This is a genomic window from Nonomuraea spiralis (assembly GCF_014648435.1).
Taxonomy (GTDB): Bacteria; Actinomycetota; Actinomycetes; order Streptosporangiales; family Streptosporangiaceae; genus Nonomuraea; species Nonomuraea spiralis.
In genome coordinates this window covers 303,793-315,760 of the sequence record NZ_BMRC01000010.1, presented here as the reverse complement: position 1 = coordinate 315,760, position 11,968 = coordinate 303,793, and the positions used below count along the sequence as shown (strand labels likewise).

General features: G+C 73.3%; 6 protein-coding genes. 2 read left to right on the top strand and 4 right to left on the bottom strand.

Features of this window, described 5'->3' with window-relative positions; translation table 11 throughout:
* Window positions 1-23: 23 nt before the first annotated feature.
* The gene (locus IEZ27_RS25935) at window positions 24-3,287 is read right to left on the bottom strand and encodes a glucodextranase DOMON-like domain-containing protein (RefSeq protein WP_189649614.1); all 3,264 of its coding nucleotides are present in this window, start codon (window positions 3,285-3,287) and stop codon (window positions 24-26) included.
* A gap of 251 nt (window positions 3,288-3,538) precedes the next feature.
* On the opposite strand from IEZ27_RS25935, the gene IEZ27_RS25930 reads away from it, so the two are divergent.
* Window positions 3,539-4,954: an MFS transporter gene (locus tag IEZ27_RS25930; RefSeq protein ID WP_189649613.1), complete on the top strand. Its 1,416-nt coding sequence runs from the start codon at window positions 3,539-3,541 to the stop codon at window positions 4,952-4,954.
* 411 nt (window positions 4,955-5,365) lie between these two features.
* Here the strand turns inward: IEZ27_RS25930 and IEZ27_RS25925 are convergent, their stop codons facing one another.
* Window positions 5,366-7,342 (bottom strand): nSTAND1 domain-containing NTPase, encoded by a 1,977-nt coding sequence (locus tag IEZ27_RS25925; RefSeq protein ID WP_189649612.1) that lies wholly within the window; start codon window positions 7,340-7,342, stop codon window positions 5,366-5,368.
* Window positions 7,343-7,554: 212 nt separating this feature from the next.
* On the bottom strand, window positions 7,555-7,752 hold the full coding sequence (locus IEZ27_RS25920) for a hypothetical protein (protein WP_189649611.1): 198 nt from the start codon (window positions 7,750-7,752) through the stop codon (window positions 7,555-7,557).
* 303 nt (window positions 7,753-8,055) lie between these two features.
* On the opposite strand from IEZ27_RS25920, the gene fxsT reads away from it, so the two are divergent.
* On the top strand, window positions 8,056-10,623 hold the full coding sequence (fxsT, locus tag IEZ27_RS25915; RefSeq protein ID WP_189649610.1) for an FxSxx-COOH system tetratricopeptide repeat protein: 2,568 nt from the start codon (window positions 8,056-8,058) through the stop codon (window positions 10,621-10,623).
* Between the two features lie 16 nt (window positions 10,624-10,639).
* Here the strand turns inward: fxsT and IEZ27_RS25910 are convergent, their stop codons facing one another.
* A complete protein-coding gene (locus IEZ27_RS25910; protein WP_229824326.1) occupies window positions 10,640-11,896 on the bottom strand; it encodes an FxsB family cyclophane-forming radical SAM/SPASM peptide maturase in 1,257 nt (418 codons plus the stop codon).
* Window positions 11,897-11,968 lie beyond the last annotated feature (72 nt).

The window sequence follows — 11,968 nt, the reverse complement described above, 5'->3', positions numbered from 1 at the left end:
CCCGGACCGCCCGCCCGAGCGGGTCAGGGGACGGTGACCGCGCGCACCGCGACCGGCCCGAGCAGCGGGTTCAGCTCGTCGGCCTGCGACACCCCGTCCGGGGTGAGCACGTCGAGTGCCTTGGGCACCGTGCCGGGATCGGCCGCGCACAGCGGCGCGCCGCCGCCCTCCGCGCACACCCCGAACCGGTACGGCTGCGGCGTCGCCGCGAACCCCCTGGCCTGGTCGGCGGCGTAGCCGTCCTGGCCGGTCAGCACGACCGCGAACCGCCATCCCGGCCCCGGCGTGCCGAAGGACGCCCTGGGCAGGGCGACGGTGATCGTCCGGGTGGCGCCGGACGCGCGCACCGCCGCGCCGCTCAGCCCGCGCCCGTCCGCGCCGGCCCAGACCGGGGCGGCGAAGCCCTGCACCTCGACCCGCTGCGACCAGGCGTCCTCCTCGGCGATCCGGTAGTTGCGCTGCGGGAAGGCCGCCTGCGCCGACCGCCCGGCGGCGGCCGGGTCGCGTACGTAGACGTCGAGGAGCTGCGCGCCCATCTGGTTGCCGAACGTCGGAGTCAGGTCGCGCAGCCCGGCCCGCAGGTAGACGGTGCTCGCGTCGGTGATCACCTGGAAGCGGCGCAGGTCGAACGCCCCCGGACGGAAGTCGGCCGCCGTCGGGTAGGCGTAGGTCCCGGGGCCGTCGTCGTCGCCCTCGGGGTCGGTGACGTCGAGCACCGTGGTCCCGGTGACGTCGCCGACGACCGACCGCCGGGCGTACCCGGTGCGGCCGCCCGAGGTCGCGGTGACGGTCAGCACGACCTCGCCGAACACGATCGGCGCTTCGGCCGTGAACGCGCCGTCGGCCCCGGCGCGCACCGAGACGACCCGGGCGGGCGCGCCGACGTCCACGGGCGCTGCCTGCACGTCCACAAACGCCCCGGGCGCGGCCGTCCCCCGGACGCTGACCGAGTCCCCGGCGCCCGCCGAGCCGTCGGCCGGGGCCGTGACGGTGAGCGGGGTTTCCCCCGGCATGCCGTGCGCGGCGTAGCGGTCGCGCACCGCCTCGGGCTGTTCGGCCGGGCGGCGGGAGCCGAGCGACGACACGAGCCGTACCAGCTGCGCCTGAGCCCAGGTCAGCGGCGAGGCCGAGCCCGCCGGGCCGCCGTCGCGGAAGCCGATCGAGGCGGTCGCCGGATCGCTCCCGTACGGGGACGCGGCCAGGTCCGGGTTCTCCCAAGCCTGCTCGGGCACCAGCCCCGTGCCCGACGACATCGCCCGTACGGCCGCCAGCAGCGACGCCGCCGTCGCCTGGTCACCCGTCTGGAGCGCCTGCTCGGCCCGCTCCCCGGCCAGCACCGGCCACACGTGCCCCGAGCCGGTGTTCCCGGTCGGCCACGGCCTGCCGGACGGCGCGCACGACGTGGGGTCGGGCTCGTGGCAGTCGCCGTAGCCGTCCTCGGTGCCCGGTGTGGCCGAGCCGTACCGGTACCAGCCGGGGCCGCTCGCGGTGGTGCGCCTGAGCACCCGGTCGACGACCGCGAGGCCGGCCAGCACGTCCGGGTCGTCGGCGGGCAGGACGCCGAGCCTGGTCAGCTCCAGGAAGCCGGCGTCCACCACCCGGCGCTGGTCCTCGGTGGGGCCGCCGTTGCCCAGGTCGTAGGACACGGCCGCGTCCGGGTCGCCGCCGCGCGACAGGCGCAGGAAGTAGCGGGGGGCGTAAGGGCCGGTGGTGGTCACCGTCCAGTCCTTGACCGAGCGCGCGAAGTGGTCGGCGGTGGCCCGGTACAGCCGGGCGCGGGCCCGGTCGCCCTGCCGGTCGGCGATCTCGCCCGCCGCGACCAGCCCGGCGATCTCGGCCGCGATCGTGGACGGCGAGTGGCCCGCCTGCTCCTCCCACCGCTCCACGCCGAACGCCGGCCCGTGCGCCAGCAGGAAGTCGGCCGCCGCCCGTACGTGTTCCCACAGCTTCGTGTCGCCGCCCAGCCCGGACTGGTACGCCATGAGGATCGGGTAGGCCGTCTCGTCGAGCTGGTCGCCGCCGGAGTCGGGCGCGAGCCGGCCGTTGAGCAGTGAGTTGCGCGGCAGCCTGCCGTCGGGGAGCTGCTGGCGTTCCAGCAGGAAGCGGGTGGTGGCGCGGGCCGTGGCCAGGTCGCCGGCGGTGAGGAAGCCGGTGAAGGCGGCGTACAGGTCGCGGGCGAACACCTCGCGGTAGGAGCCGAAGTAGACCGGCCTGCCGCCGGGCAGCTCGCCCGCGCCGACCGCCTGCCCCCACGGACTGGCCAGCGAGGCGACGACCGCGCCCGGGAAGGTCTTGTCCTCACTGGCCTTCAGCACGTTCGCCGACAGCCGGTAGAAACCGGCCAGGTCGGCGGGCAGGCCGGCGGGCGGGCGGCGCAGCCCGGCGTCGTAGGCCGCCCAGCCCGCCTCGAACCTGGCGCGGGTGGACTCGAACGGCCGCGCCGCGGCCTGGCCCGCGACGCGCAGCGCCGCGGCGGCGTCGCGCCCGAAGCCGAGCGCGAACGTCACCGAGCCCGAGGCGTCGATCGGCAGCCGCGCGGTGGCCACCACGTTGCCGTCCGGCGCGCTGTTCTGCGGGGTCAGCACGTGGTCGGCGTCGAGCTGCGCCAGCCCGTCGCCCGGGGTGCCCGCGTAGCCGACGGCGGCCTGCGGCAGCCGCCGCCCGGCACGCAGCGCCAGGTGGGTGGGCACGGCGTAGTCGCGTTCCGGGGCGGAGGTCACGGTGGCGGTGTCGGAGATCACCGGAGCCCCGGTGGCGGCGTCCACCGTGCCGGTGTCGGCCCCGCCGTTGGCCGCGCCGCCGCCGCCGTTGCCGTTCACGCTCGCGTCCAGCCGGACGTACAGGCGCAGGCCGGGTGGCTGCAGCCGGGTCCGTACGACGACCGCGTCGCTCCCGGGGTCGGTGACGTAGGTGGTGGTCAGCCGGTAGCGGCCGGCCCTGCTGGTGGAGGTGACCGTGCAGCTCAGCCCCGAGCGGCCGGTCTCCACCCGGTAGGTGGTGTCGCGGGCCTGGAGCTCGGTGAACGTGCTGCCGTCGGTGACCACGAACTGCATCGTCTCGACGTTCGTGTTGTCGATCGTGGGCTCGTACACGTCGGAGAGCACGCCGCCGGCGACCGTGTACCAGACCTTGGACGCCCTGCCCGCGGCCGTACCCACGCAGTCCTTGCGCGCCGCGCCGAAGTGCGAGGCGACCCCGGGCCCCGCGGCGACGGCGGGCGCGACCGGGACGGCGGCCAGGGGCACGCACAGGACCAGCCCGACGACGAACCGCCCGAAAGCGCGCATGATGGCTCCCTCCGCCCCGCGTCTCGTTGCAGAGAAGACCAGCCCGGCCCCCCTGTCAACCACAGGCGGCGTTTGCCGATGTCAAATGAACCTTGACAGTTCCGAGGAAGCCGTTCCGCCCGTGACCCGGCGCGGTTACGGGTACGATCACCGTCCGAAGGCCGTTCGGCGGGTGACCGGTCTTCCAGGAGGCAGGCTGGTAGTCGAGCGCACCTGGTGCCCAGTGTCCGGACGCCTTGGGAGCGATTGAGGTGACCGACAGCACCACGGGCGAAGGCCCGGCCGGCGGGAGACGCATCCCGTGGCGGCGTGACTTCAACCTCCTGTGGGGCGCCTCGGCCACCACCCAGCTCGGCTCGATGAACGCGATGCTCGCCGCGCCCCTGCTCGCCCTGTCGCTGACCGGTTCGCCGGTGTTCGCCGGCTGGGTCACCGCGGCCGGCACACTGCCCAGGATCCTGCTGGCCCTCCCCGTGGGCGCGCTGGTCGACTACATGGACCGCCGGCGCGTCATGATCATCAGCCTGCTGGCCCGGGGCCTGCTCGCCACGCTGCTGACGGTCGGCGTGTTCGCGAGCATGCCGGAGCACGTCGTGCTGCCGCTGGTCGCCGCGGCCCAGGGGGTCTGCCTGGTGTTCTTCACCACCGCGGAGACGACTGTGGTGCCGCGGATCGTCCCGCACGAGCACCTGCCGGGCGCGATGGCGAAGAACGAGGCGCGCGTGCACGCGGCGGCGCTGCTCGGCCGCCCGCTCGGCGGCCTGCTGTTCGACCTGCACCGGGCGCTGGCCTTCGCCCTCGACGCGCTGGCCTCGTTCCTGTCGGTGCTGGCGCTGCTGGGCATGGCCAAGGACCGGCTCGCGCCCCACGCGGACCGGCTGCGGGCGCGGAGGCTGGCGGCCGACCTGCGCGCCGGCTTCGCCTTCCTGCGCAAGGAGCGGTTCCTGGTACGGGTGCTGCTCGTCTGCGCGCTGGCCAACTTCTTCTTCCAGACGCTCGGGCTCGTCCTCATGCTGCTCGCCCATCAGCAGCGGTTGCCGAGCCTGGTCATCGGCTGTCTCATCGCGGCCACCGGGTTCGGCGGCGTCCTGGGCTCGTTCACCGCGCCGCGGTTGCAGAACAAGGTGTCCACGCAGGTCGTGATCATGATGTGCGTGTGGATGTGGGTGGGGCTGACGACGGCCGTGGCCCTGGTCGACCACGGCAGCCTCCTGTACGTCGCCATCGTGCTCCCGCTGGCCTGGGGCGGCATCGGGTTCACCGGCGCGCACATCAACGTCGCGCTGGCGGTCTACCAGGCCGACGTGGTGCCGAAGGAGCTGCTGGGCAGGGTCACCGGCGCGGGCCGCTTCTTCTCCGGCGGGGCCGTACCTCTGGGGGCGCTGGCCGGCGGCTACGTCATCGCCGAGTTCGGCACCGTGGGCGCCCTCGGCCTCGTGGCGGCGGGCGTCGGCCTGCTGGCGGTCGCCCTGTCGTTCATGGTGAGCTCGCTCCGGCACGAGCCGGGCCGCCTGTCGTGCGCGGTCGTCAGCCGGCCGCGCCGTCGGGGACGGAAGGGGGCGGCGGCGGGAACACCCGCTCGCTCAGAGCCCGCAGAGCCCGTTGCAGAGCCGTCTCCACCTCCTCCCCAGCAACAACCGGGCTTGAGACTGAGCGGGCATGGCTGAACGCCCGGGTGACGGCCGCGCTCAGCTGTTCGATGTGCTCGCGCGCGTTCTCCGGGCACAGCGGCCACAACCGCTCGACCGCCACGGCCGCCGCGAGGTACTCCACCCGCGCCTGCCGGAACTGGCCGGGCAGGTCCTCGCCGTCGAGGCGGGCGTCCCGGTCGCTGCGCATGTCGAGCGAGATGCTCACGGTGAGCCCGAACCTCAGCACCGCCGACTGCGCGTCGGCGAACGCCGTGCGCAGGGTCTCGGCCCGGGTGTCCTCCCGGTCGGCCCGGCGCTGCTCGGCGGCGGCCCTGGCGGACTGCTTCGCCTTCACTCGTTCGGTCACCACGGCCCACCCGGCGCCCGACAGCGCGGCCATCACCGCCGATCCGCCGGTGATGAGGGCCACGAGGGCGGTGTCCGGCATCACGAGTCGCGCAGGAGCTTCCTGGCCGTACGCCGCTGGTGCTCGGGGAGCGGCGGGCGGCGGGCCGTCATGGCCCGGTCGGCCAGCTCCGTCGCCCTGGTGAGGTCACCGGTGAGCTTGTGGACGCGGGCCGCGCGCAACAGCACGGGCCCGCTCTCCTCGGCCTCCTTCAGCGCCTCCTCGGCCTCGTCGAGCACGTCGCCGGAACCGTGGGCGGCCTCGGGACGCGACAGGCTGGCCAGCGCCAGCGCGCGGGCCGCCTTGGTGGAGGGCGCCGGTCTGCCGCCGCGCAACTGACCCATGTCCCGCAGGGCCGACTCGGCGTCGCCCAGATCGGCCAGGAACTCCCCGCGCGAGCGCCGGGCCTCGGGCGTGTCGGCCTCCCGGTTGAGCACGTCGCTCAGCACGGCGAGGGCGGCGTCCGGCTGCCCGGCCTCCCACAGGGCCTGGCCGAGCGCGGTCTGCACGACGAGGTCGTCCGGCACCCGGCCGACCGCGGCGCGCAGCTGCTCGACGGCCGTGCCCGGTCTGCCCTGGGCCAGGATGGCGCGCCCGACCGCGGTCATCAGCCAGCCGACGGCCGTGGTGTCGCCGACGGCCTCGAGAAGCCGCGCCGCGGCGCGGTAGTGCTCGATGCTCTCCTCCAGCAGCCCCTGGTCGTAGTCGATGTTGCCGGAGAGCGTGTCGATCTCGGCCCGGAGCCGCAACGCCTGCGGCGGGCAGGTCTGGGCGGCCTCGCGCACGAGCTTGCGGGCGCGCTCGGGCTCGCCCTCGTCGCCGGCGCGTTTCGCGGCACGCAGCCGGGCCGCCGGATCGGGCGGGAACTGCGGCCACATGGCGGCGTCGAGCTGCCGCAGCGGGGCCAGCATCCGGGGGTGGCGGGGGACGTGCACGGGCAGGCCGTTGCGCTTGGCCGAGCTGATCAGGCAGCGCTCCTCCAGGGCGTTCAGCACGGCGGCGCCCACGTCGGCGACGGGACCCGGCAGCCTGCCGTACTCGCGCAGGACGTCGCGCCGGAACCAGGACATGAGTCGGCCCGGGGGTAACAGGTAGTCCTCGGCGACACCGGCCAGGACGTCCGCGCAGTATCCGCGCAGCGCCCGGTCGACCGCCGTGTCCAGCTCCGCGAGCAGGAAACGTCCGGGGTCGGGCGGATCGCCCCACAGCCGGGCCCCGGCGGCCTGGAGGAGCAGGGGATCGACCTCGTCGGCGGGCGGCCTGGCCCGGCCGGTGTCGTCCCTGATCGTACGGATCTCCTCGACCAGTTCCCCGGCCTTGCCGGCGGCGGCGCCGTCGCCCGTGGACTCGGCCGACAGGCGCATCGCCTCGACCGCGCGCTCCCGGGTCAGCGGCGGCAGCGCCAGCTCCCGCGGCTCACGGACCGCGTAACGTCTGAGCACGTGCCGCAGCTCGTCGAGCTGGTCGGTGCGGACCGACAGCAGCAGGCGCAGCTCGGGCCGCTGGGACAACGAGCCGAACAACTCGTCGAAGAAGCTCTCCCTGAGGTGCTCATGCGGGTCGGGCAGGCGCAGGAACGTCTCGGCCTGGTCGACGGCGGCCAGCGTGGGCCCCGGTCCGGCGTAGCGGTCGTCGCGCCGGAGCCTGCGCAGGAAGTCGCCCACGGACAACCCCGCGAAACTGGCCAGGGAGCTGCCGCCCGACCACGAGGAGAGCAGCGCCATCACGTACGGGTTGTGCTCGGGCAGCGCCGCGGCGGGCCAGACGCGGGTCGAACGGGCCAGGCCCACGGGCAGCACACGCTCGCGCTCGCGGGTCAGCAGGGGGATCACGGCCGCGCGCAGCAGCGAGGTCTTACCGGCCCCGGCCGCGCCGTGCAGGATCGTCAGCCGGTTGTGCCGCCACATGTCCGCCAGCTCGGCGGTCTCCGCGTCCCGTCCGAAGAACAGGGCCCCGTCCTGCTCGCCGAAGGGACGGGCGCCGACGAAGGGACCACGCCGGGGGCCGGAAGCAGTCATGGGACCAGACCTCACTCACCGAGGACGACGTCATATTCCTTTTTGGTCCGGGACCGTATCGCGCGGGCACCGGCGCCGGCCGATGCCGTCACCGCCGTACGATTCACAATGGCTCCCCATGATATGGCATCGCCGGGGACGGCGTCCTGTTTTCGGCTTCGCCGAAACCCGGGGAAAGATCTCCGCCGGGTTTCGGCGAACCGGTTGAGTGATTACGGATTTCCGGGCCGGTGCGGCACCGGCATGCTGTTGTCGAACGCGGCGAAGACCTCGTCGTCCCCCGGGCCCGATTCGAGCAGTTCGAGCAACTCCAGTGCGATCACGGAGTTCCCCAGCCCCTCGAGACGTGCAGGTGAGAGTGCGGACAAATCAAGAAGATCCGTGTGTTGCGTGACGACCTGCGGTGCCATGGGCGCTCCCTCGTCGGCTCTGGCCTGCCCGCAGCGTTCCCCGTCCGGATGACCGGCCCGTCCGGAGCGAAGTGCTCAACAGGCTGATCCAAGATTGGCCGAATTTCGTCCGCCCGCCAATAGGTGCGCGAATAACTGCCGTCCCGAACGGGCCGATGGCGAACGTCGCTAATGGTCGGGTAGTACGCGGCTCGCCGGGCCGCTACCATGACAGCTGTCGTTTTTTATGTTGCCCTTTCCGCGGAAACGACATTCCATTCCGGCATGAACACACCGTGAAGGCACGGACAGAAGGGCGGGCACGTGACGATTCCAGAGCCGTCCGCCGCACAGCGCGCAGTGAGCGACTTTCCCAATGTCTGGAAGGTTCCACCCCGGAACAAGAACTTCACCGGCCGCGAGGAGCTGCTCTCCAGGCTGCGGGACAGCATCCTCCAGCAGCCCACCGCGGTCGTGCCGCACGCCCTCCAGGGCTACGGCGGCGTCGGCAAGACGCAGGCCGCGATCGAGTACGCCTATCGCTTCCGCGACGAGTACGACCTCGTCTGGTGGATCCCGTCCGACCAGCCCGGCCTGGTCCGCTCGACGCTGGCCCAGCTCGCGCCGCAGCTCGGACTGCCCGGCCCGACCGCGACGGGCATCGACGAGGCGGCCAACGCCGTCCTCCAGGCGCTGCGCCGCGGCGACCCGACCCGCCGGTGGCTGCTGATCTTCGACAACGCCGACGAGCCGGACGACATCAGGGAGATCGTGCGTCCCGGGCCGGGACACGTGCTGATCACCTCGCGCAACCATCGCTGGGAGAGCGTCGTCGACACCGTCCCCGTCGACGTCTTCCCGCGCGAGGAGAGCGTCGACTTCTTCCAGAAGCGCATGCGCAAGGCCATCAGCGACGCCATCGCCGTCGAGCTGGCCGAGGCCCTCGGCGACCTGCCGCTGGCGCTGGAGCAGGCGGCCGCGCTGCAGAGCGAGACCGGCATGGCGCCGGAGGAATACCTCAAGCTACTCCAGCAGCGCACCAGCCAACTGCTGAGCAAGGGCAAGCCCTCGGAGTACCCGGTCTCCATGACGGCCGCGTGGGGCCTGTCGGTGGCCAAGCTCAAGGAGAACCTGCCCGAGGCCATGGAGTTGCTGCGCTGCTGCGCCTTCTTCGGGCCCGAGCCCATCCCGCGCTCGGTGCTCGTCCCGGTCAAGGGGACGGTGCGACCGGTGATCGCCGACCTGCTCGCCGACCCGATCAAGCTGAGCGGGGCCATCGGCACGCTGGCCAAGTACGCCCTGGTACGGGTCGAGGTCGAGGCGAACCGGCAGGCCGGCGGCCAGCGAGGTCCGGGACGGCCGGCCACCCTCCAGGTCCACCGGCTGATCCAGGCCCTGCTGCGGGAGGAGCTCGACCAGGAGACCCAGGAGGAGATCCGGTCGGAGGTGCACTCGCTGCTCGTCGGCGCGCTGCCCTCGGCCGCCGACGACCCGACCAACTGGCCGCGCTACGACGCGCTGCTGGCCCACGTCAGACCGGCCAGGGTGGCGGAGAGCCGCAGGGAGGAGGTCCGCGACTTCTCGATCAAGATGCTGACCTACCTCAGCTCCTCCGGCAACTACGCCGCGACCGGCAGCCACGTGACGTCGTTCCTCGACCGCTGGACGCAGGACTCGGGCCCGGAGGACCGGCACGTGCTCCAGGCCCAGCGGCTGCAGGGAGACCTGCTGCGCGACCAGGGCCGCTACGCCGAGGCGTACGAGCTCAACCAGGCCACCCTCGTCACCGTGCGCCGCGCGCTCGGCGCGGAGCACCGCGACACCCTCATCCTGCTCAACGGCATCGGCTCCGACCTGCGCGCGCAGGGACGCTTCATCGACGCCAAGGAGCACGACGAGGAGTCGCTGCGCCTGCACAGGAAGGTGCTGGGCACCGAGGACGTCACCACCCTGCGGGCGATCAACAGCCTCGCCATCGACTACGGCCTGACCTCCGAGTACGTCCGCGCCAGGGAACTGCTGCTGGAGGCGCTGCGCGTGGCCCAGGGCGGCGCGACCGTGGTCACCCGCGGCACCGAGCTCAACCTGCGCACCGGCCTCGGCAGGGTCGTGCGGCTGTGCGGCGACTACCGCCAGGCGGTCGACGTGTGCGACGACGCGCTGATCTTCGGCCGCGAGTTCTTCGACGCCAACCACCCCAGGATCCTGCTGGCGCAGAAGGACCTCGCGATCGCCCTGCTGCGGTCCGGCGAGACGGAGGACGCCCTCGCCCAGGCCATCGACCTGCACGAACGCTACGTACGGCTGTACGGCGTCGACCACCCGAGCACCCTCGCCGCCGCCACCTGCCTGGCCAACTGCAACCGCGCCAACGGCAACGTGGAGGCCGCCTTCGAGCTGGCCTTCGACACCATGAACCGCTACCCGCGGATGTACGGCCCCGGCCACCCCTACAACCACGGCTGCGCCAGCAACGTGGCCCTGCTGCACCGGGTGCTCGGCGACGCGCAGGCGGCCCGCGAGCTGAACAGGAAGGCGCTCGACGGCATCGAGCGCAGGCTGGGCCGCGACCACCACTACTTCCTGCTCATCGCCATCAACTACGCCAGCGACCTGGCCGTGCTCGGCGACCTCAAGAACGCCTGCGAGGTCGGCGTGGAGGTCCACCAGCGGCTGAGCGCGCTGATGGGCGCCCGCCACCCCACGACCCTGGCGTCGGCCGCCAACCTGTCGGCCGACCTGGAGGCCGCCGGGCAGCAGGCGGAGGGCGCGGCGCTCTTCGACGCGACCATGCTCTCCTACCTGGAGACGCTGGGCCCCGAGCACCCGGACACGCGGGTGGCCGCCGAGCGGCGCCACCTCGACTGCGACTTCGACCCGCCGCCGGTCTGACCGGGCCCGGCCCCGCTCACCCGCCGGGCGCGAGCAACTCGGGGGTGCGCGGGGCCGGCGGCGGCGCGGCCCCGGTCCGGTCCGTCAGGTCCGCCGGACCGGCCGGCCCGGCGGGGCCGGTCAGGCCGGCCACGTCGGCGGTCACGGCCTGCCGGATGTGGCTGATCAGCCGGTACAGGTCGCGGCAGAAGATCGACGGGTTGCGGAACCCGGTGCCCGGACGGTAGCGGTGGGGGTAGAGCCCGCCGCCGCAGATCCTGGCCAGCTCGCAGGCGGCGCACTCGTCCGAGAGGGCCCGCGCGCCGATCTGCCGGGCCGCGATGGAGGGCAGGAGCAGCGCCGCGTCGAAGGAGTCGCGGAAGGTGTGCAGCAGCGTGCCGGAGGCGCCCTCGTACGCGGACTTGAGCGTGTCGACCTGTTCGATGCTGCCGTCGGTCTCGATGACCACGACCGCGACCGGGGACAACCCGATGCCCTCGCTCCTGGACGGCCGGCCGCACACCAGCCGGATGATCTGGCTGAACATCCGGATCTGGGTCTCCCGCTCCGGCGCGCGGTACCAGCGGTCGAAGACGGCCACGAGCCAGTCGCCGTACGGGGAGCCGGTGGGGGACCAGCCGGGCGGGGGAGCCTCCCAGTTGCCGTGCGGCAGCAGGAAGTCCAGCACCGGCGGACGGAACCGCAGCAGCGCCTCGTAGGTCGTGACGGGGTCGTTGGCCAGGTCGAGCGTGCACAGCAGGCCGCCGAACAGGTGGCGGTAGCCGGGCGCGGTCAGGCGTTCGATGCCGGCCCGTACCTGCTCGTAGCTGCCCTGGCCGGAGGCGCGGCGGCGGTGGCGGTCGTGCCCCTCCTCGTCGCCGTCGACGCTGACGCCCACGTGGACGTCCAGGTCGGCGAACAGGCTCAGGAACGCCTCGTTCAGCAGGACGCCGTTCGTCTGCACGCGGGTCACCAGCTCGATGCCGGGGCCGAGCGCGGCGCGCAGCGCGGTCAGCGCGTAGCGCATGTGGTCGACGCCGGCCAGCAGAGGTTCGCCGCCGTGCAGGATGACCTCGACGCTCTCCAGGCCGTTGGCCCGCGCGTGTTCGGCGATGCGGGCGGCCACGCGGTCGATCGTCGGGCCGGACATACGGCGCGGCTGGCTGCGCCAGCTCTGGTCGGCCATCTCGTACATGTAGCAGTAGTCGCACGCGAGGTTGCAGCGGCTGTGGAGCTTGAGTATGAACTGCCTGAACGGAGTGGGCCGCCACCCCGACTCCAACAGTCTTCCCACATCGAGATCTGCGGGCCATTCGGCTTCGCCCACGCTGATCAGCTCCCGGGGCTGCGACGATGCTCGGTGGCC

What these genes read in the sequence shown, in the direction of transcription:
- IEZ27_RS25935 (WP_189649614.1), bottom strand. Translation starts at nt 3,287, where the DNA reads ATGCGCGCTTTCGGGCGGTTCGTCGTCGGGCTGGTCCTGTGCGTGCCC.
- IEZ27_RS25925 (WP_189649612.1), bottom strand. Translation starts at nt 7,342, where the DNA reads ATGACTGCTTCCGGCCCCCGGCGTGGTCCCTTCGTCGGCGCCCGTCCC.
- IEZ27_RS25920 (WP_189649611.1), bottom strand. Translation starts at nt 7,752, where the DNA reads ATGGCACCGCAGGTCGTCACGCAACACACGGATCTTCTTGATTTGTCC.